The sequence below is a fragment of the Paracoccus sanguinis genome, assembly GCF_012689545.1.
GTDB lineage: Bacteria > Pseudomonadota > Alphaproteobacteria > Rhodobacterales > Rhodobacteraceae > Paracoccus > Paracoccus panacisoli.
In genome coordinates, this window is sequence record NZ_CP051542.1 from 2,804,465 (window position 1) to 2,822,731 (window position 18,267).

Annotated in this window: 15 protein-coding genes; 1 reads left to right on the top strand and 14 read right to left on the bottom strand. The window is 71.8% G+C overall.

All coding sequences use genetic code 11. The features are described 5' to 3' along the window. Positions 1-12: 12 nt before the first annotated feature. The 13 genes from HGN31_RS13415 to gabT form a co-directional block, all read right to left on the bottom strand. Complete coding sequence (locus tag HGN31_RS13415; protein WP_036730981.1) at positions 13-597, bottom strand: NADPH-dependent FMN reductase; 585 nt, start codon at positions 595-597, stop codon at positions 13-15. Positions 598-770: 173 nt separating this feature from the next. After that, entirely contained in the window at positions 771-1,703 is a 933-nt protein-coding gene (kce, locus tag HGN31_RS13420; RefSeq protein WP_168783520.1) for a 3,5-dioxohexanoate:acetyl-CoA acetone transferase, read from the bottom strand. Between the two features lie 4 nt (positions 1,704-1,707). Next, positions 1,708-2,631, bottom strand: coding sequence for a 3-hydroxyacyl-CoA dehydrogenase (locus tag HGN31_RS13425; protein WP_168783521.1), 924 nt, complete (start codon positions 2,629-2,631; stop codon positions 1,708-1,710). Positions 2,632-2,881: 250 nt separating this feature from the next. Then, positions 2,882-5,587 carry a nitrate reductase gene (locus tag HGN31_RS13430; protein ID WP_168783522.1) on the bottom strand — a complete coding sequence of 902 codons (2,706 nt, stop codon included), beginning with the start codon at positions 5,585-5,587 and terminating at the stop codon, positions 2,882-2,884. After that, positions 5,584-5,916, bottom strand: a complete 333-nt coding sequence (gene nirD / locus HGN31_RS13435) for a nitrite reductase small subunit NirD (RefSeq protein WP_168783523.1) — start codon at positions 5,914-5,916, stop codon at positions 5,584-5,586. The genes HGN31_RS13430 and nirD overlap by 4 nt, the downstream gene beginning before the upstream one ends. Next, positions 5,913-8,339 (bottom strand): nitrite reductase large subunit NirB, encoded by a 2,427-nt coding sequence (gene nirB / locus HGN31_RS13440; protein ID WP_168783524.1) that lies wholly within the window; start codon positions 8,337-8,339, stop codon positions 5,913-5,915. Before nirB ends, nirD begins: the two co-directional genes overlap by 4 nt. A gap of 5 nt (positions 8,340-8,344) precedes the next feature. After that, the gene (locus HGN31_RS13445; protein ID WP_168783525.1) at positions 8,345-9,139 is read right to left on the bottom strand and encodes an ABC transporter ATP-binding protein; all 795 of its coding nucleotides are present in this window, start codon (positions 9,137-9,139) and stop codon (positions 8,345-8,347) included. Next, entirely contained in the window at positions 9,136-9,942 is an 807-nt protein-coding gene (gene ntrB / locus HGN31_RS13450) for a nitrate ABC transporter permease (protein ID WP_211096302.1), read from the bottom strand. Before ntrB ends, HGN31_RS13445 begins: the two co-directional genes overlap by 4 nt. A 134-nt stretch (positions 9,943-10,076) precedes the next feature. Beyond that, positions 10,077-11,366, bottom strand: a complete 1,290-nt coding sequence (locus HGN31_RS13455) for a CmpA/NrtA family ABC transporter substrate-binding protein (protein ID WP_168783527.1) — start codon at positions 11,364-11,366, stop codon at positions 10,077-10,079. 249 nt (positions 11,367-11,615) lie between these two features. Beyond that, positions 11,616-12,761 carry an ABC transporter substrate-binding protein gene (locus HGN31_RS13460; protein ID WP_168783528.1) on the bottom strand — a complete coding sequence of 382 codons (1,146 nt, stop codon included), beginning with the start codon at positions 12,759-12,761 and terminating at the stop codon, positions 11,616-11,618. Beyond that, positions 12,758-13,339 carry an ANTAR domain-containing response regulator gene (locus HGN31_RS13465; RefSeq protein WP_036730965.1) on the bottom strand — a complete coding sequence of 194 codons (582 nt, stop codon included), beginning with the start codon at positions 13,337-13,339 and terminating at the stop codon, positions 12,758-12,760. Before HGN31_RS13465 ends, HGN31_RS13460 begins: the two co-directional genes overlap by 4 nt. A 182-nt stretch (positions 13,340-13,521) precedes the next feature. Beyond that, positions 13,522-13,926, bottom strand: coding sequence for an OsmC family protein (locus HGN31_RS13470; protein ID WP_168783529.1), 405 nt, complete (start codon positions 13,924-13,926; stop codon positions 13,522-13,524). Positions 13,927-14,089: 163 nt separating this feature from the next. Next, positions 14,090-15,385, bottom strand: coding sequence for a 4-aminobutyrate--2-oxoglutarate transaminase (gene gabT / locus HGN31_RS13475; RefSeq protein WP_168783530.1), 1,296 nt, complete (start codon positions 15,383-15,385; stop codon positions 14,090-14,092). Positions 15,386-15,522: 137 nt separating this feature from the next. Here gabT and HGN31_RS13480 point away from each other — a divergent pair, with 137 nt between their 5' ends. Then, a complete protein-coding gene (locus HGN31_RS13480; RefSeq protein WP_244961029.1) occupies positions 15,523-16,101 on the top strand; it encodes a cupin domain-containing protein in 579 nt (192 codons plus the stop codon). Positions 16,102-16,142: 41 nt separating this feature from the next. Here HGN31_RS13480 and capA read toward each other — a convergent pair whose 3' ends face one another. Next, positions 16,143-18,266 carry a caprolactamase subunit alpha gene (gene capA / locus HGN31_RS13485; protein WP_168783532.1) on the bottom strand — a complete coding sequence of 708 codons (2,124 nt, stop codon included), beginning with the start codon at positions 18,264-18,266 and terminating at the stop codon, positions 16,143-16,145. Position 18,267 lies beyond the last annotated feature (1 nt).

The following is an 18,267-nucleotide window of genomic DNA, read 5'->3' on the forward strand; positions in this document are numbered from 1 at the left end:
CGGCCCAGTCCGTCAGGCGGCGCGCGCCGCCATCGTCGCGTTGGCCCACCACGCGAGCTCGTCCAGCATGGCGTTGAGCGACGGGGCCAGCACCTCTTCCACCGTGCTCATCTCGCCGTTCTGACCCAGCGGCGAGACCTTGAAGAACTCGCCCCCGCCCAGGTGGACGGCGTTGCGCAGCGGCACCATCTGCAGTTCGACGCCGATCGTGCGCAGATGCTCGATCGCGCGGGCCGCACCCACGCCGCCATAGCCCATCGCGGCCAGCGGCTTGCGGTTCCATTCCTTGTAGGCCTGGTCCAGCGCGTTCTTGAGCGCGCCGGTGATCGAGTGGTTGTACTCGCCCGTCACGACGATGAACCCGTCGAAGCTGCCGATCTTGTCCTGCCAGGCCACGGCCCGCGGATCGCTGGACGGCACCCAGGCGTTCGAGGCGACCTCGTCGAAGAACGGCAGGTCGAAGTCGCGCAGATCGACCAGCTCGAAGGTCATGTCGTCGCGGGCGCTGGCCTTCTCGAGCAGCCAGTTCGCGGGCTTGTCGGCAAACCGGGCCTTGCGGGTCGAGCCGATGATGATGGCGATATGCGGTTTGGTCATGGTGCAGCGGTCCTTCGTCTGTCGCAGTCACGGGTGGTGGCGTGCCGGTGCACGCGCCGGGTGTGCCACCTACTTGGCCCTGCGGCGGGCCGGCGACCAGAGCCGGTTCCGAGAAACCGGCGTTCTGTCCTGTCGAACGAAGGCGCCCGCTGCAGCGCGAGGTGTGGCGGACCTCAGAACCCCAGGTCGTCGGTGCCCTTCAGGGCGAGGATCTCGCGCGCCTCGTCGGGGGTCGCGACCTCGAGCCCCAGCCCCTCGATGATCTGGCGCACCAGGCGCACCTGCTGAGCGTTCGTCTCGGCCAGCTTGCCGGGCCCGGCCCAGAGCGAATCCTCGAGGCCAACGCGGACATTGCCGCCCATCGCCGCGGCCATCGCCGCGATCGGCAGCTGGTTCTTGCCCGCCCCCAGCACCGACCAGCGGTACTGGTCGCCGAACAGCCGGTCGGCAGTGCGCTTCATGTGCATCACGTCGTCCGGGTGCGCGCCGATCCCGCCCATCAGCCCGAACACCGTCTGGATGAACAGCGGCCCCTTCACGATGCCGCGGTCGTGGAAATACTTGAGGTTGTAGAGGTGCGAGGTGTCGTAGCACTCGAACTCGAACCGGGTGCCGTTGGCGCCCAGATCGGTCATCACCCGCTCGAGATCGCCGAATGTGTTGCGGAACACGATGTCGCGGTTGCCGAGGTAATCCTGCTCCCACGCGTGCTTCAGCTTGCCCTCGAAGCGGTCGAGCATCGGGAAGAGGCCGAAGTTCATCGTCCCCATGTTCATCGAGGCGACCTCGGGGCGGAAGGTCGCGGCGGGCTTCATCCGCTGCTCGATGGTCATGGTGGGGGCGCCGCCGGTGGTGAGGTTCAGCACCACGTCCGAGCGCTGCTTGATGATCTGCAGGAACGGCAGGAACGCCTCGGGCGACTGGTCGGGGCGGCCGTCCTGCGGGTCGCGGGCGTGCAGGTGGACGATGGCGGCGCCGGCCTCGGCGGCGCCGATGGCGGCCTCGGCGATCTCGGCCGGGGTGATCGGCAGGTGCGGCGACATCGACGGCGTGTGGATCGCCCCGGTCACGGCGCAGGTGATGATCGTCTTGCGGGTCTTGGCCATGGTCCTAGTCCTTTCGGGCGCGGCTGCGCAGGTGGGTGTCGAGCGCGGCGAGTTCCGCGTCGCGCCAGGCGGTGCCGGCGCGGACGCCCTCGGGCGTGGCGCGCTGGGGGAAGGCGGCCGCGACCCGCTCGGCGGCGCTGGCGGTGAAGGCCTCGCCCTGGGCGCAGCTGTCGGCCAGCCCCGCCAGCATCGGGCCGTAGCGGCGGATGTAGTCGGGCACCCCGTCGGGCGCGTTGAGCGAGATCGTCTCGAGCGGGCCCATTATCGCCCAGCGGCGGCCGAGCCCGTGCTTGACGGTATCGTCCAGCCCCTCGACCGTGCAGAGGCCCTCGTCGACGAGCCGCATCGCCTCGGCCAGCAGCGCGGCCTGCAGGCGGTTGAGCACGAACCCCTCGATCTCGCGCGAGAGCAGGACGGGCACCTGCCCGGCGGCGGCATAGATCGCCTGCGCGCGGGCCATGACGGCGGGATCGGTCGCGGGCGAGGGGCAGAGTTCGACCACCGGCACGACATGGGGCGGGTTGACCGGATGGGCGACGAGGCAGCGCGCCGCGCCCGGCAGCCCGGCCGAGAACGCCGACGCCGGCAGCGCCGACGAGGACGAGGCGAGGATCGTCCCGGGGGCGGCCGCGGCATCCATCGCGGCGAACAGTTCGCGCTTGACCTCGATCCGCTCGGGACCGTTCTCCTGCACCAGCGCCGCCCCGTCGAGCGCCTCGGCCAGCGTCGGCACGGCGCGGATGCGGGCCGCGATGGCCGGGTCGCCCCCGGCGGCGTCGATCATCGCCGCGATCTCGGCCGGCAGGCGGTCGAGCGCGGCGGGATCGGCGTCCCAGACCCGGACGGTCGACCCCGCGCGGGCGAACACATAGGCCCAGGCCCGGCCGATCAGCCCCGCCCCGACGATGGCGATTTGCGTTTGAGACATCCGTTCCTCTCACAGCCACGGCAGCGTGTGGCGCCGCACCGGGTTACCGGCCAGCGCCCGTGACGGACCTTCGGGGAAGACGGGGCGGAGTTCCAGAGCCGGCGTGATGGCGGGGGTGGGCTGTGACGGGAGTGGGGCGGCCGGGCGGCAGCTTCAGCCGATATGGTTGTGACGCTTGGCGAGCGCGGGTCCGTGAATGTCGCCGATCAGGGGGCTGGTAGGCGCCCATAGCAGCGCTAAACGACGAGCGTCAGGCGCACGATCTCGCGGGGGCCTTGTGCATCACGCTCGTCCTCTCGCTCGACGTCTCGCCGCCGACCGCCTGCCCAGCGGCCGACGCCGCAGAAGCGGCATCCTGCCGCCGGACCAGCGCGGCGAGGTCGGGCCGGCAAGAGCCGCAGTTCGTGCCCGCGCCGAGCAGCCGACCCAGCGTCTCGACGCTGTCGGCCCGGCCCGCGGACAGCGCGCTCAGGATGGTGTTCATCCCGACGTTCAGGCAGGCGCAGACGATGGGGCCGGGGTCGGGGCATTCGCGGGCGGGCAGGCCGGCCAGCATCTCGGGCGCCGGTCGTCCCAGCAGGCCCGCCACGTGCTCGCGCGCCAGCCGCACCGGCGTGGGCGCGATAAACAGCGCCGCGGTGACGAGGCCCCCGTCGGTCACGGCGAGGCGATGGACGCCGCGGGCGGCGTCCTCGACCGTCAGCGTGGGCGTCGCGCCGGCGAAGAGGTCGCGCGCCCAGTCCGTCCAGTCGGCGGGCGCGGCCGTCCCGGCCAGTTCGGCCTGCATCCCCCCCGCCACGGGCGCCGTGGCCCAGTAGGCGCAGTGGGGGTGCAGCGCGCCGCGGCTGATGGCGAAGCCGTACCACGCGGCCGGAAAGGCGCGGATCGAGACGGGGGCGGACTTGCTCGCCGGTTGGCCCGAGACCGGGTCCGTCAGGGGCGGGACGAGCGCGTTGACCCGGCCGGTGGGCGCCGTCTCGCCCGTCCAGTGCATCGGCGCGAAGGGGTGGCCCGGGGCGACCGCCTCGCTGACCAGCACCCGCAGCACGGCCCGGCCGCCCGCAGCCTCGACCTCGGCGAGGCTCGCGGGCGCGAGGCCGAGGCGGGCGGCGTCGGCGGGGTGGATCTCGAGATAGGGCTCGCCCAGGTGCCGGGCGAGGCGGGGCGCGAGGCCGGTGCGGGTCATCGTGTGCCACTGGTCACGGATGCGCCCGGTGTTCAGGCGGAACGACCGGTCGTCGGGCCCCGGCGCCGGCAGGCGGGCGGTGACGGGGATCATCCGCGCCCGGCCGTCGGGGGTGTGGAAGCGGCCGTCGGCGAAGAACCGACGCTGGGTGCTGGCCCCCTGCGGCCAGGTCAACGGGGCGAGGGTGGCATAGTCGACCCCGCTCAGGGCGCCGATGTCGAAGTCGCCCCCCAGCGCGGCGGCGACGGCGGACAGGCGGGCGTGCTCGGCAAAGATGGCGGCTGGACCCGTCCAGTCGAAGCCTGCAAAGCCCATGCGCTGCGCGACCTGCGCCAACTGCCACCAGTCGGGCCGCGCCTGCCCCGGGGCCGGCAGGAACGCACGCTGGCGGCTGATCATCCGTTCCGAGTTGGTGACGGTCCCGTCCTTCTCGCCCCACGCCGTCGCGGGCAGAAGCACGTGGCCCAGCCGGGCGGTGTCGGTGTCGGCGCGGATGTCGCTGACGACGACGAGATCGCAGGCGGCGAGCGCGCGCCTCACCCGGTCGGCGTCGGGCATGGTCGCGGCGGGGTTGGTGTGCATGATCCACAGCGCCTTGATCCGCCCCGACTCGACGGCGCGGAACATCTCGACGGCCTTCAGCCCCGGCCCCGCCGCCATGGCGGGCGCGGCCCAGAACGCCTGCACGGCGTCGCGGTGGGCGGGGTTCTCCAACTCCAGATGGCAGGCGAGCGTGTTGGCGAGGCCGCCGACCTCGCGCCCGCCCATCGCGTTGGGCTGGCCGGTGACCGAGAACGGCCCCATGCCGGGCTGCCCGATCCGCCCGGTGGCGAGGTGGCAGTTCAGGATCGCGTTCACCTTGTCGGTGCCGCTGTCGGACTGGTTGATGCCCTGCGAATAGACGGTGACGACCTTCTCGGTCCCCGCCCAGAGCGACAGGAACCGCGCCAGCGTCTCGGGCGGCAGGCCGGTGTCGGCGGGCCGGCTGCGCCGGGCGGCGTCGAGCGCGGGGGCAAGGCCGGTCACGTGGCGCAGATAGTCCGCGTCCAGATGCCCGTGTGCCGCCAGATGGCAGAGTAGCAGGTTGAAGAGATGCGCATCCGCGCCCGCAGCCAGCGGCAGGTGCAGGTCCGCCCCCTCGCAGGTGGCGGTGCGGCGCGGGTCGATCACCACGACGCGCGTGCCGCGGGCCGCGCGGGCGGCCATGAGGCGCTGGTAGAGCACCGGGTGGCACCAGGCGAGGTTGCTGCCGACCAGCACCACCAGGTCGGCCTCTTCAAGATCCTCGTACTGCCCCGGCACCGTGTCGCTGCCGAAGGCGCGGCGGTGGCCGGCCACGGTCGAGGCCATGCAAAGCCGCGAGTTGGTGTCGATGTTGGCGCTGCCGATGAAGCCCTTCATCAGCTTGTTGGCGACGTAGTAATCCTCGGTCAGCAGTTGGCCCGAGACGTAGAACGCCACCGAGTCCGGCCCGTGCGTGGCGATGGCGTCGGCGAAGCGTTCGGCGACCAGCCCGAGGGCCGCGTCCCAGGAGGCATCCGCCCCGTGGATGCGCGGCGACAAGAGCCGGTGCGCGGTCCCCAGCGTCTCACCCAGCGCCGCGCCCTTGACGCACAGCCGGCCGCGGTTCGCCGGGTGGTCGGGGTCGCCCGCGATCTCGATCCCGCCCGCGGGCGTGGGGCGGGCGATCACCCCGCAGCCCACCCCGCAATAGGGACAGGTGGTGCGCAGCGGCGCCCCCTCGGCGGGGCGGCGGGGGGCGGCGGTCATGCGGCCGTCCGCCGGGCGAGGATGGCCGCGTCGATGAGTACCCGCCCGCTCTCGATGCGCGCCGCACGGGTTGCCACGCGCAGGGCCTCGGGTCCGGTGGACAGGCCCGAGGCGAGGTCGAAGACCAGCCCGTGCAACGGACAGGTCACCTGCGTCCCGTGCACGATCCCCTCTGACAGCGGTCCGCCCTTGTGGGGGCAGCGGTCGTCGAGGGCGAAGACCTCGTCGGTCGCGGTGCGGAACACCGCGACGCAGCCCTGCGGGGTGCGGACCACCCGCGCGCCCTGCCGCGGGATGTCGTCCAGCGCGGCGATGTCGATCATGGTCATTCCGCGGCCCTCAGCGTCAGGTCGGCGACGGGCTGCCACGCGGCCGGCGCGGCGGCGTGTTCGGCCCAGGGGTCGGCCTGATAGACCGACTGCGAGATCAGGAAGCGGTCGTAGAGCGCCCGGCGCGTCGCCGGATCGGCAATCTGAGCCTGGCACCACGCCAGCCCGACCTTGGCCACCCATTTGTAGATCCGGTGCAGGTAGCGGGCATTCTCGCGGTAGAGCTGGGTGAAGGCCGCGATGACCTCGAGCGCCTCGTCCTCGGTCGCCACCGTGATCAGCGGCTCGGTCTCCTTCACGTCCATGCCGGCGGCGCCCGCGACGCTGATCTGGTAGCCCGACTCGACGCAGACCACGCCGATGTCCTTGCAGGTCGCCTCGGCGCAGTTGCGCGGGCAGCCCGAGACGGCGAGCTTGACCTTGGCCGGCGTCCACGACCCCCACAGCAGCTTTTCCAGCCGGATCCCGAGGCCGGTCGAATCCTGCGTGCCGAAGCGGCAGAACTCGGTCCCGACGCAGGTCTTCACGGTCCTCAGGCCCTTGGCGTAGGCGTGGCCCGAGACCATGCCGGCGGCGTTGAGGTCCGCCCAGATCGCGGGCAGATCCTCTTTCCGGACCCCCAGCAGGTCGATCCGCTGGCCGCCCGTCACCTTGACCATCGGCACGGCGTAGCGGTCGGCGGCGTCGGCGATGGCGCGCAGCTCGTCGGGCGTCGTCACCCCGCCCCACATTCGCGGGACGACCGAATAGGTGCCGTCCTTCTGGATGTTGGCGTGGTTGCGCTCGTTGACGAAGCGGCTCTGGCGGTCGTCGCGGTACTCGGTCGGCCAGTCGGCGAGCAGATAGTAGTTCAGCGCCGGGCGGCAGGAGGCGCAGCCGCCCGCGGTGGTCCAGCCCAGCTCCTGCATCACCGCCGGGATGGACTTGAGGCCCATGGTGCGGATCAGGCGCCGCACCTCGTCGTGGGTGTGGTCGGTGCAGCGGCACATCGGCGGGTTCGCCTCGGGCCGGAAGTCCGCGCCGAGCGTCAGCGCCATGACCCGCTCGACGAGGCCCGTGCAGCTGCCGCACGAGGCGCTGGCGCGGGTGGCGGTGCGCACCGCGTCCAGCGTGCCGGCGCCCGCCTCGACGGCGGCGACGATGGTGCCCTTGCAGACGCCGTTGCAGCCGCAGATCTCCGCCTCAGGCGGCAAGGCTGCAACGGCTGCCAGAGGGTCCGCAGAGGCGCCCCCCTGGAAGGCCGGGCCGAAGATCAGCGTGTCGCGCATCGGCTCGACGTCGGTGCCCTGCCGGATCAGGTCGAAGAACCACGACCCGTCGGCGGTGTCGCCATACATCACCGCGCCGACCAGCCGCCCGCCTTCGAGCACGAGGCGCTTGTAGATGCCCCGGCCCGGGTCGCGGAACACGATGTCCTCGCGCCCCGGCGCCTCGGCGAAATCGCCGGCGCTGAACAGATCGACGCCCGTGACCTTCAGCTTGGTGGCCGTCTGCTGCGGCTGGAACGTGGCGTCCTGTCCCATCAGCGTCGCGGCCAGCACCTTCGCCTGATCGTAGAGCGGCGCGACGAGGCCGAAGACCTGGCCCTCATGCTCGACACATTCGCCGAGCGCGAAAATCGCCGGGTCCGAGGTCCGCATCTGGTCGTCCACGGTGATGCCGCGCCCGATCTCGAGATGCGCGTCAGTGGCCAGCCGCACCTCGGGGCGGATGCCCACCGCCATGCAGACGAGGTCGGCGGGGTAGATCGTGCCGTCCTCGAGCAGCACCGCCTCGACCCGGTCGCGGCCGAGGATCGCCTTGGTGGCGCCCTGGCAGTGGACGCGGATGCCCCGCGCCTCGAGGTCGCGCTGCAGCAGGTAGCCCGCGGCGGGGTCAAGCTGGCGTTCCATCAGGTGACCCATCAGGTGGATCACCGTCACCTCGGCCCCGCGCGCGGCCATTCCCGCCGCGGCTTCGAGCCCCAGCAGGCCGCCGCCGATCACCACCGCCTTCGCGCCGGGCTGGCTGGCGGCGATCATGGCGTTGGTGTCCTCGAGGTCGCGGTAGGTCACGACGCCGGGCAGGTCGCGCCCGGCGACCGGGATCAGGAACGGCGCCGAGCCGGTGGCGATGACCAGCGCGTCATAGGGGACCAAGCCTGCGCTGGTCCTGACCGTCCGCGCGGCCCGGTCGATCGCCGTCACGCTTTCGCCGAAGCGGCAGGTGACGCCGTGCGCGGCGTACCAGTCCGCGTCATGGGTCACGATCTGCGCATAGGTCTTTTCGCCCGACAGCACCGGCGACAGCATCAGCCGGTTGTAGTTGCCGCGCGGCTCGGCGTTGATCAGGGTGACCTGCCCCTGATACCCCGCCTCGAAGAGCTGCTCGAGCAGCCGGCCCGAGGCCATCCCGGCCCCGATCACCACAAGTCGCTGGGTCATGATGCTCACTCCGCCGCTTCCACGAAGCGGTGACGTTCGTAGAGGAACCGCAGCACGGCTTCGCGGGCGCGGAGGTAATCGGGGTCGGCGGCGAGCGCGATGCGGTCGCGCGGGCGGGGCAGCGGCACATTTAGCACCTCGCCGATGGTGGCGGCGGGGCCGTTGGTCATCATCACGATGCGGTCGGCGAGCAGCACCGCCTCGTCCACGTCATGGGTGATCATGATCATGGTGTTGCCGAGCCGCGCGTGGATCGCCATCACCGCATCCTGCAGGTGCGCCCGCGTCAGCGCGTCGAGCGCCCCGAAGGGCTCGTCGAGCAGCAGGATCTTGGGCTCCATCGCCAGGGCGCGGGCGATGCCGACCCGCTGGCGCATCCCGCCCGAGATCTCGCCCGGCCGCTTGTCGGCGGCGTGGGTCATCTGCACCAGGTCGAGGTTCGCCATGATCCAGTCGTGCTGCTCGGCCCGCGACTTCGCGGTGCCGAATACCTTGGTCACGGCCAGCCGCACGTTGTCATAGACGGTCAGCCACGGCAGCAGGCTGTGGTTCTGGAACACCACGGCGCGGTCGGGGCCGGGGCCGGTGATCTCGCGCCCGTCGAGGATGATGCCGCCGCGGGTCACCTCGGTCAGCCCGGCGATCAGGTTCAGCAGCGTGGACTTGCCGCAGCCCGAGTGGCCGATGATGCTGACGAACTCGCCCTTGCCGATGCTCAGCCGGATGTCCGAGAGCACCTCGGTCACCCGCGCGCCCCGGGCGAAGCTCTTGCTCACATGGTCGATGATGAGATGGGTCATGCCGTCCCCCGCGAGAGGCTGCGGCCGATCAGGGCCACCAGGCGGTCGAGGACGAACCCCGTCAGCCCGATGTAGACCAGCGCCACGATGATGTCGGTCAGGCGCGAGGAATTCCACGCGTCCCAGATGAAGAAGCCGATGCCCACGCCGCCGGTCAGCATCTCGGCCGCGACGATGGCCAGCCAGGACAGCCCGACGCCGATCCTGAGCCCCGAGAAGATGTAGGGGGCGGCGGCGGGGATCATGATCTTCCAGAAGAACTCGATCTGGTTGAGGCGCAGGACGGCGGCGACGTTGCGATAGTCCTGCGGGATGGCGCGCACGCCCGCGGCGGTATTGATGATGATCGGCCAGATGGCGGTGATGAAGATGACGAAGATCGCGCTCGGCCCGCTGTCCATGAAGGCCGCGAGCGAGATCGGCAGCCAGGCCAGCGGCGGCACCGTCCGCAGCACCTGAAAGATCGGGTCGAAGCCGCGCATCATCAGGTCGGACTGACCGATCACCGCGCCGGTGAGCACCCCCACCACGGCGGCAAGGCCGAAGCCGTAGGCCACCCGCTCGAGCGAGGCGAGCACGCGCCAGCCCAGCCCCATGTCCTGGGTTCCCGCGACATAGAACGGGTCGAGCAGCAGGTCGCCGCTCTCGCGCCACACCGCGAGCGGGGTGGGCAGGCCCGACTCGGGGCCGGAGAAGGCGAGCTGCCAGAGGCCGAGCAGGACCAGCAGCACGACCAGCGGCGGCAGCACCGCCCCGGCTAAGTCGCGGGCGATGCGCCGCGCGTCGGGGCGGGGCCTGGACACCGCCGGGAGACGTGCGACCCGTGCCCGGCTGGGGTCCCTCGCCAGCGCCGGGGTGGCGTCAGGGGTTTGAGGTTGCCCGGCGCGAGGGGCGGGGGGCGGGGCCTTCAGGGCGACGACCGGCATGACCGCCCCCCTCACGCCATGGCCTTGATCGACTGACGCGCGAGGTAGCCCTCGGGGTCGGCCGGATCGAAGGTCGTGCCGTCGAAGAACGTCTCGACCCCGCGGCTGTCGCCGAAGTCCGGGGTCAGCCCCAGCCCCCTGGCCGCCTCGAGCCACAGGTCGGCGCGGTTGGTCTGATCGACCAGCGCGCGGGTGTCGAGGTCGCCCGGCAGGGTGCCCCAGCGCTTGTTCTCGGTGATGAACCAGCTGTCGAGCGATTTCCACGGATAGGAGGCCGCGCCCCCCTCGCCCCAGTAGGTCATCGCCAGCTCCGGCCGGGTCTCGCTGCGCCCGTTGCCGTAGTTCACCTCGCCCTTCAGGCGCGGGGCGATGTCGCCGGCGGGCACGTTGCACCACTGGCGCCGGCCGATGATCGCGGCCATCTCGTCGGTGTTGGCGCGGTCGTCGCACCACATCTGCGCCTCGATCACCGCGCGCATCAGCGCCAGCGTGGCGTTCGGGTGGGCGTCCACCCAGTCGGCGCGCATCCCCAGCACCTTTTCGGGGTGGCCCTTCCAGAGCTCGCCGGTGGTGCAAGCGGTGAAGCCGATGCCCTGGCGGACGAGCTGCTCGTTCCACGGCTCGCCGACGCAGAACGCCTCCATGTTGCCGACCTTCATGTTGGCGACCATCTGCGGCGGCGGCACGACGATCAGGTTGACGTCCTTGGTCGGATCGATGCCGCCCGCGGCCAGCCAGTAGCGCATCCACAGGTCATGGGTGCCGCCGGGGAAGGTCATCGCCACCGGCACCTCGCCGCCGGCCGCGCGGCGGGCCGCGAAGACCTCGCGCAGCGGGGCGCTCGACAGGCCGACGCCGGTCTCGGCATGAGCCTTGGCGACCGAGATCGCCTGGCCGTTCTCGTTGAGGTTCAGCAGCGTGTACATCGCCAGCGGCTTCTGGTTCTGCATGACCTTGCCGGTGGAGTAGAGATGCACCTTCGGCCGCAGCAGATGCCCGCCGTCGATCCCGCCCGCGGCCGACCCCAGCGCCATGTTGTCGCGCGTGGCGCCCCAGCTGGCCTGTTTCTCGACCTTGACGTCGGGCATCCCGTGCTTGGCAAAGAGGCCCTTTTCCGCCGCGATGATCAGCGGCGCGCTGTCGGTCAGGGCGATGTAGCCCAGGCTGCAGCCGGTCACCTCGGGCGCGGGCGTGGCGGCCCAGGCGCCCTGCGGCAGGACCAGCCGGGCCGCGGCCACGGTCGCGGCCAGCCCGGCGGCAGAGGTCAGGAAACGGCGGCGGGTCGGAAGGGAGGAGGTCATCAGGCGGTTCCTCTGGCGTGATCGAACGCGGACAGGCCACCGGCACCGTCCCGACGGGACGGACAGCGGTGGCGTCGTTGCCATGGTGGGGAAAAGGCCGCGCCCTTGCGGCCGTCGCTGCGGTCGGACCTCGTTGCCCGGCGCTTGAGTTCAGGGTCGCCGTGCGGTTCTCACCCGTCAAGCGCTGCGTTGCAGTATTGCGGTCGCAGCATCATTTCTCCGCAGTCTTGCCGCGCTTTGCCCGAAAACTCAGCGCGCCGTGAACGGCGGCGCGGGTGTTTCGCCGTCGACCGCGGCATCCGCGGGCAGAATCAGCTCGCCTTGCGGGCGGGCGGTCGGGGCCGAGTCGGCTGGCAGCTCAGCGCCGACGGCGCGCAGGTGCTGGCGGTAGAGGTCGGGGCGGAAACACCCCGTTGCGGCCTGCATGGCGGCCTCGACCTCAAGCCCGTGCTGCCGGGCGATGCGGCGGGCGAAACCGGCGGCGAGGCTGCGCGCGGGAAAGTTCGCCGCGCCGTCGTGAAAGCGGATGAAGCCCGGAAAGCGCCGCACCTCGCCCGCCGCGCTGACGTGCAGCCGGTCCATCAGGCCGCGCTCGACCAGCTCCGGCGGCAGGTCGAGATAGGCGGGCCGGGACAGGATCTCGGCCGCCGTGGCGCGGTTGCCCGGCATATCCAGCCAGCGGCACGCCCGCCACACCGCCCGCATCAGCCGGCCGGTTTCGTCGGGGCGGCGGGTCGAGAACTCACGCGTGACGACCAGCCCCTTTTCCGGCGGCGCCGCCCAGATCGCGCGACCGGCGAGAAGCAGCGTGCCCGCGCCACGCTCGACCGCGTGCGAGGCCCAGGGCTCGCCCACGCAGAAGGCGTCGACCTCGCCCTCGGACAGCGCCTCGGCCATGCGGGGCGGGGGCACCGTGCGGATGGTCAGCCGGACGCCGGTCTCACCCCCCTCCCACCAGCGCCAGACGAGCTCGGTGTGGGTCGAGAAGGGGAAGGGGACGCCGACCGTCATCTCGGGCCCGGCCACCGCGGCCAGCGCCGTGCGGGCGGCCGCCGGATCGTTCAGCGCGAAGCCGTGGCCGCGCGCCCGCAGCCCCTCGGCCAGCCGGGCGCTGACGGCGATGGCCTCGCCGCCCACGGACAGGACCATGAGCAGGTCGAAGGGCGGGTAGGCCGGGCCGAGGCCGAGGGTCTGGGCGATGGGCAGCGGCACCAGCATCTGCGCGGCATCCACCGCCCCGAGCCCCAGCATGTCGCGGCTCTGCGCCCAGCTCTGCAGCGCCACGAGGTCGAAGGCGAGGCCCTCTTCGGCCGCGAACCCCAGCTCGGCCGCCACGATCAGCGGCGCGGCGTCGGTCAGGGGCAGATAGCCGAGGCGCAGGCGGGTGAGGCTCATGTCAGCAGCCCCGCGGCCATCACCAGCTGCTGGGCGATCTCGGCCATGCGCCGGTTCTGGTCCATCGCCGTCTTGCGCAAGAGCGCATAGGCCGCCCCCTCGTCGATGCCGCGCGCCTTCATCAGGATCGCCTTGGCGCGGTCGATGGTCTTTCGCTCTTCCAGCGCGGCGCGGGTGGCCGCCAGCTCGGCGCGCATCTTGTGAAACAGGTGGAAGCGGGCGATGGCCGCATCGAGGATCGGCTTCACCCGCTCGGGCCGCAGCCCGTCCACGACATAGGCCGAGACCCCGGCCTCGATGGCGGCGCGGGTCATCTGTTCGTCCGAGCGGTCGACGAACATCGCCACCGGCCGCTCCATCGGGCCCGAGACGAGGGCGAGCTCCTCGAGCACGTCGCGTGACGGGTCGGCCACGTCGATCAGCACGATGTCGGGATCATGCGCGGCGATCCGGCGGGCGAGGGCCGTCGTCTCGGACAGCACGGTGATGTCGTGGTCCCCGGTCGCGCGCAGCCCGTCCACGATGCGCAGGGCGCGCTCGCGGTCAGGCTCGACGATCAGGATACCTAGGCGGGTCATCGGTCCCTGCGGGCTGGGATGCGGCCCGAGGCTGCGCGGTCCGCCGCGCAGGCGGAAGCGGGGGCGTGGCGGAGAGGCGGGCCCGCGTCGCGCGGGCGGCGCAGGCGGCTGATCCGCGGGCAGCATGGGCAGGGATTGGGCAGGCCTCGCCGCGTGGGGGGGGGCTATGGGGGCTGCGCCCTCTAGCCGATCTCGGTCATGCGGAACTGGACCGGAAACGCGGCCATCAGCGATTGACCGATGATCGTCTCGGCGCAGGCGGCCTCGAAGACCGGGCGGGCGCTGGCGGGCAGCCGCGCCTCGACCTCGATGCGGACGACGCGGGATGGCTGGCCGGCCAACACCACCTCGACCTCGACGCCGGCGCCAGCGACCGACAGTCCCAGCCGCTCGCCGATGCTGTGCAGGTCGTTCCAGAAGCAGCCCCCGACCGAGGCGGCCAGCAACTGCGCGCCGTTCGCGCCCAGCCCCTCGCCGCCCGCGACGCCCGCGGGGCGATCGGCGATCACCACCGCGCCGCCGGTGCGCGCCACCCCGGCGGCGGTGCCGGGCAGGGCGCTGTAGCTGATGGTGACGTGCCGGGTCATGCGCCTGCCTCCCGATCCCTGCCGAGGTGCGGGGCGGACCCCGCCCCGGCCTTGGCGCTGCCGTCGCATGGGCGAAAGTCTGCGCCCGGCCGCCGTGCTTGGCAAGCCGGGCGCCGTGGGCCCGGGCGGCGGACGCCCGGGCCGAGGGTCAGGCGGTCGCGGGTCAGGCGGCCGCGCGCAGCGCGACGGCGGCGATCGAGGCCTCGAGGATGTCCAGCGCCTCGTCCAACTGATCCATCGGGATGGTCAGCGGCGGCAGCAGGCGGATGACGTTGTAGCGCGTCCCGCAGGCGAGCAGGATCAGGCCCCGCGCCTCGGCTTCGGCCACGATGGCCGAGGTGATCGCCGCGTCGGGCGCGTTCGTGCGGCGGTCGGTCACGAACTCGATCGCGTTCATCGCGCCCAGACCGCGGACCTCGCCGATGCAGGCGAAGCCCGGACGGGCGGCGAGCGCCGTCAGCCGGTCGCGGATCACCCGGCCGATCTGATCGGCGCGCGCGCAGAGGTCGTCCTCGATTATGACGTCCAGCACCGCCTCGGCCGCCGCGACCGCGAGCGGATGGCCGGCATAGGTGCCACCCAGTCCGCCGGGCGCCGGGGCGTCCACGATCTCGGCCCGACCGGTGACGGCCGACAGCGGGAAGCCGCCCGCCAGCCCCTTGGCCATCGTCACGAGGTCGGGGGCGACGCCCGCGTGCTCGAACCCGAACATCCGCCCGGTGCGCGCCATGCCCGCCTGCACCTCGTCCCCGATCAGCACGATCCCGTGCCGGTCGCAGAGCGTGCGCAGCGCACGCAGGAAGCCCGCCGGCGCGATGGTGAAGCCGCCCTCGCCCTGCACCGGCTCGATGATGATCGCGGCGATGCGCTCGGGGTCGACCGAGGCGGCGAGCAGACGCTCGAGCTCGGTCAGGGCGACCGCCTCGGGCATGTCGTGGAAGGCGTTCGGGAAGGGGGCGTGATGGACCTCGGGGGGCATGGCACCGAAGCCCTTCTTGTAGGGCGAGACCTTGCCGGTCAGCGCCATGCCGAGCAGCGTGCGACCGTGGAAACCGCCGCTGAAGGCGATGACGCCGGACCGGCCGGTGAAGGCGCGGGCCATCTTGACGGCGTTCTCGACCGCCTCGGCCCCGGTGGTGACGAGCATGGTCTTCTTGGCGAAGTCGCCGGGGGTCAGGGCGTTCAGCCGCTCGGCAAGGCGGACGTAGCCCTCGTAGGGGGCGACGTGGAAGCAGGTGTGGGTGAAGGCCTCGGCCTGCGCGGCCACGGCGGCCATGACGCGGGGGTGGCGGTGGCCGGTGTTGGTGACGGCGATGCCGGCCGCGAAGTCGAGGAAGCGCCGGCCGTCGGCGTCCCAGATTTCCGCGTTCTCGGCGCGGGCGGCGAAGATGCCGCGGGTGGCGACGCCCCGGGCGACGGCGCGGGACTTGCGGGCGGACAGATCGGCGGCGCGGGACATGGGCAGACCTCATGGTTCGGGTTGACCCTGCGCTACCCCGCGCTCAAGATTGCACGCAAGATGGATCGGTGATCCTGTGCGCCCGGCGACAAGACTTCGCGCGCCCGGCGACAGGTCCGGGGCGGCGGGGGCAGGAAGTGGACGAGTTCGACATCGGCGCGAGGCTTAAGGAATTGCGCGTGCAGGCCGGGATGTCGCAGCGGCAGCTCGCCGAGGCGGCGGGGGTGCCGCATGGGCAGATCTCGATGGTCGAGACGAATCGGTCGAGTCCCTCGGTGGCATCCCTGCGCAGGATACTGGGCGGGTTGTCGCTCTCGATGTCCGAGTTCTTCGAACCTGATGCGCCCGCGTCGCAGGCGGTTTTCTTCCGGCCCGGCGAGATGCGCGACCTGACCGCCCGGCTGCACGCGGCGCTCGACGATCCGCGCGGGCGGATCGTGATCCGGCAGGTGGGCGATGCCCGCGCGCACGGGCTGCAGATCCTGCACGAGCGCTACGAGCCGGGCGCCGACACCGGCGACCAGATGCTCGAGCATCCGGCGCACGAGGGTGGGATCGTCATCGCGGGCGAAATCGAGGTGACGGTGGGGGAGGAAACCGAGGTGCTGAAGGCCGGCGACGGCTTTTTGTTCGATTCGCGCCGGCCGCACCCCTTTCGCAATGTCGGCGACCGTGCGGCCGAGGTCGTCTCGGCCTGCACGCCGCCCTATCTGTAGGGCCGGGCGGCGCGGCTGGGGCGCGCCGCCCGGGTCGGGGTTCAGGCGGTTTCCTTGATCATCCGCGCGATGGCCGTCACGCCCTCGGACGGCGCCAGCGTCACGATATAGACGCCCGAGGCGTCCAGTTCCGCCGACCAGCCGGGCTCGATCACGATGGTCGTCGTCACCTCCTCGATGACGGCGGGGCCGGTCACGCGGTCGCCCGCGCCCAGTTTCGCGCCGTCGTAGACGGGGGTCTCGTGGGCCTGGCCGTCGCGCTTGAAGATCATCTCGCGCGTGCCGGCCAGCGCGGCGTGCGCGCCCTCGCCCGCGGCGATGGTGATGCGGCCGGGCTTGTCCACGCCGCCGGTGATCGCGCTTTCGACGTTGACGATCTCGACCGGGCTCTGCGGCTCGGCGTAGGTGTAGAGCTCCTCGTGCCGGGCGTGGAAGGCGGCCTTGAGCCGGTCGAGCGAGGCCTCGTTCACCTCGAACGGATCGACGTCGACGGTGCATTCGTGGACCTGCCCGACATAGCGCATGTCGAGGCTGCGGCGGATGGTGATGTCCTTGTCGGCGAACCCGTCCTCGGCCAGATCGGCGCGGCCGCGGGCCTCGAGCTCGTTGAAGAGCGAGTCGAGCCGCGCGGCGGCCTTGGCGCCTTCCAGCCGGATCGGGGCGGGGGCCATGTAGTTGTACTTCACGTCCGACAGTATCTGGCCGAAGGCGCAGAGCCCCGAGGCGAGTTTCGACACGAGGATCTTGCGGATGCCCATCTCGCGGGCGAGCGCGGTGATGTGCGCCCCCGTGGCCCCGCCCGCGCAGTTCAGCACGAAGTCGCGCGGGTCATAGCCGCGTTCCACCGAGACGCGGCGGATGGCGTTCACCATGTTGTTGTTGACGATGGTGAACATCCCGTAGGCGGCCTGTTCGATGCTGATCCCCAGCGGTTCGGCCAGATGGATGCGGATCGCCTCGCGCGCCTTCTGCAGGTCGAGCGGCAGGCGCCCGCCTACCAGCCCCTCGGGGCTGAGATAGCCGAGGACGAGGTTCGCGTCGGTGGTCGTGGGCCGCGTGCCGCCCTGGCCGTAGCAGGCGGGGCCGGGCTCGGAGCCTGCCGACTGCGGGCCCATCTGCATCAGCCCCATCGCGTCGATCCAGCCGATCGACCCGCCGCCCGCGCCCAGCGTCTCGACCTGGATCATTGGGATGCCGATCCGGTAGCGCAGGAAGTCGATGTTCTTCGACACGTTCGCCCGCCCGTCACGGGTCAGCGTGATGTCGAAGCTGGTGCCGCCCATGTCGACGGTGATGATGTCCTTGAACCCCCACGGCTCACCCAGCCAGAGCGCCGCCTGCGGGGCTGAGGCGGGGCCCGAGTTGATCGCGTAGACCGACTGGTCCGAGACGATCCGGCCGAGCGCCAGCCCGCCGTTCGACTGGAAGTAGCGCACCGGGTGACGCGCGCCGAGCGACTGGAAATAGCCGTCGATCGCCTCGACATAGCGTTGCAGGATCGGGGCGAGATAGGCGTTGACGATCGCCGTCGAGGTGCGGGTATATTCGCGCACCTGCGGATAGAGCTGGCTGCCGACGGTCAGGCGCACGTCGGGCATCATCTCGCGCACGATCTCGGCCGCGCGGTTCTCGTGATCGGGGTGCAGGACCGACCAGACGAAGCTGATGGCCACCGATTCGACCCCTTCAGCGAGGAAATGCCGGCAGGCGTCGCGCACCGCCTCCTCGTCGAGCGGGGTGTGCACGGTGCCGTTCGACAGCACCCGCTCGGGCACGCCGCGGCGCAGGTAGCGCGGCACCAGCATCGTGGCCGGCGGATATTCGGGGTCGTAGCGGTAGCCGTCTTCCTTGTGGCCGAGGCGGATCTCGATGCTGTCCTCGTGGCCCTTGGTGGCGATCAGCCCGGTCTTGGCGCCGGTGTGGGTGATCAGCGCGTTCAGCCCGACCGTGGTGCCGTTGATGCACAGATCGGCGTTCGAGACGATCTCGCGCGGCGAGAGGCCGGTCTCTTCCTCGATGATGGCGAGGCCGTTGCGGATCGCCTCGGTCGGCCGGGTCGGGGTGGAGAGCGCCTTTAAGATGCGCAGGTCGCCCTCGCGGTCGGCGAGGATGAAGTCGGTGAAGGTGCCCCCGGCGTCGATGCCGAGGCGGTAACGGTTCTGCATG

What these genes read in the sequence shown, in the direction of transcription:
- capA (WP_168783532.1), bottom strand. Translation starts at nt 18,266, where the DNA reads ATGCAGAACCGTTACCGCCTCGGCATCGACGCCGGGGGCACCTTCACC.
- gabT (WP_168783530.1), bottom strand. Translation starts at nt 15,385, where the DNA reads ATGTCCCGCGCCGCCGATCTGTCCGCCCGCAAGTCCCGCGCCGTCGCC.
- HGN31_RS13445 (WP_168783525.1), bottom strand. Translation starts at nt 9,139, where the DNA reads ATGACCCATCTCATCATCGACCATGTGAGCAAGAGCTTCGCCCGGGGC.
- kce (WP_168783520.1), bottom strand. Translation starts at nt 1,703, where the DNA reads ATGGCCAAGACCCGCAAGACGATCATCACCTGCGCCGTGACCGGGGCG.
- nirB (WP_168783524.1), bottom strand. Translation starts at nt 8,339, where the DNA reads ATGACCCAGCGACTTGTGGTGATCGGGGCCGGGATGGCCTCGGGCCGG.
- HGN31_RS13470 (WP_168783529.1), bottom strand. Translation starts at nt 13,926, where the DNA reads ATGACCCGGCACGTCACCATCAGCTACAGCGCCCTGCCCGGCACCGCC.
- HGN31_RS13460 (WP_168783528.1), bottom strand. Translation starts at nt 12,761, where the DNA reads ATGAGCCTCACCCGCCTGCGCCTCGGCTATCTGCCCCTGACCGACGCC.
- nirD (WP_168783523.1), bottom strand. Translation starts at nt 5,916, where the DNA reads ATGACCATGATCGACATCGCCGCGCTGGACGACATCCCGCGGCAGGGC.
- HGN31_RS13425 (WP_168783521.1), bottom strand. Translation starts at nt 2,631, where the DNA reads ATGTCTCAAACGCAAATCGCCATCGTCGGGGCGGGGCTGATCGGCCGG.
- HGN31_RS13430 (WP_168783522.1), bottom strand. Translation starts at nt 5,587, where the DNA reads ATGACCGCCGCCCCCCGCCGCCCCGCCGAGGGGGCGCCGCTGCGCACC.
- HGN31_RS13465 (WP_036730965.1), bottom strand. Translation starts at nt 13,339, where the DNA reads ATGACCCGCCTAGGTATCCTGATCGTCGAGCCTGACCGCGAGCGCGCC.
- HGN31_RS13415 (WP_036730981.1), bottom strand. Translation starts at nt 597, where the DNA reads ATGACCAAACCGCATATCGCCATCATCATCGGCTCGACCCGCAAGGCC.
- HGN31_RS13455 (WP_168783527.1), bottom strand. Translation starts at nt 11,366, where the DNA reads ATGACCTCCTCCCTTCCGACCCGCCGCCGTTTCCTGACCTCTGCCGCC.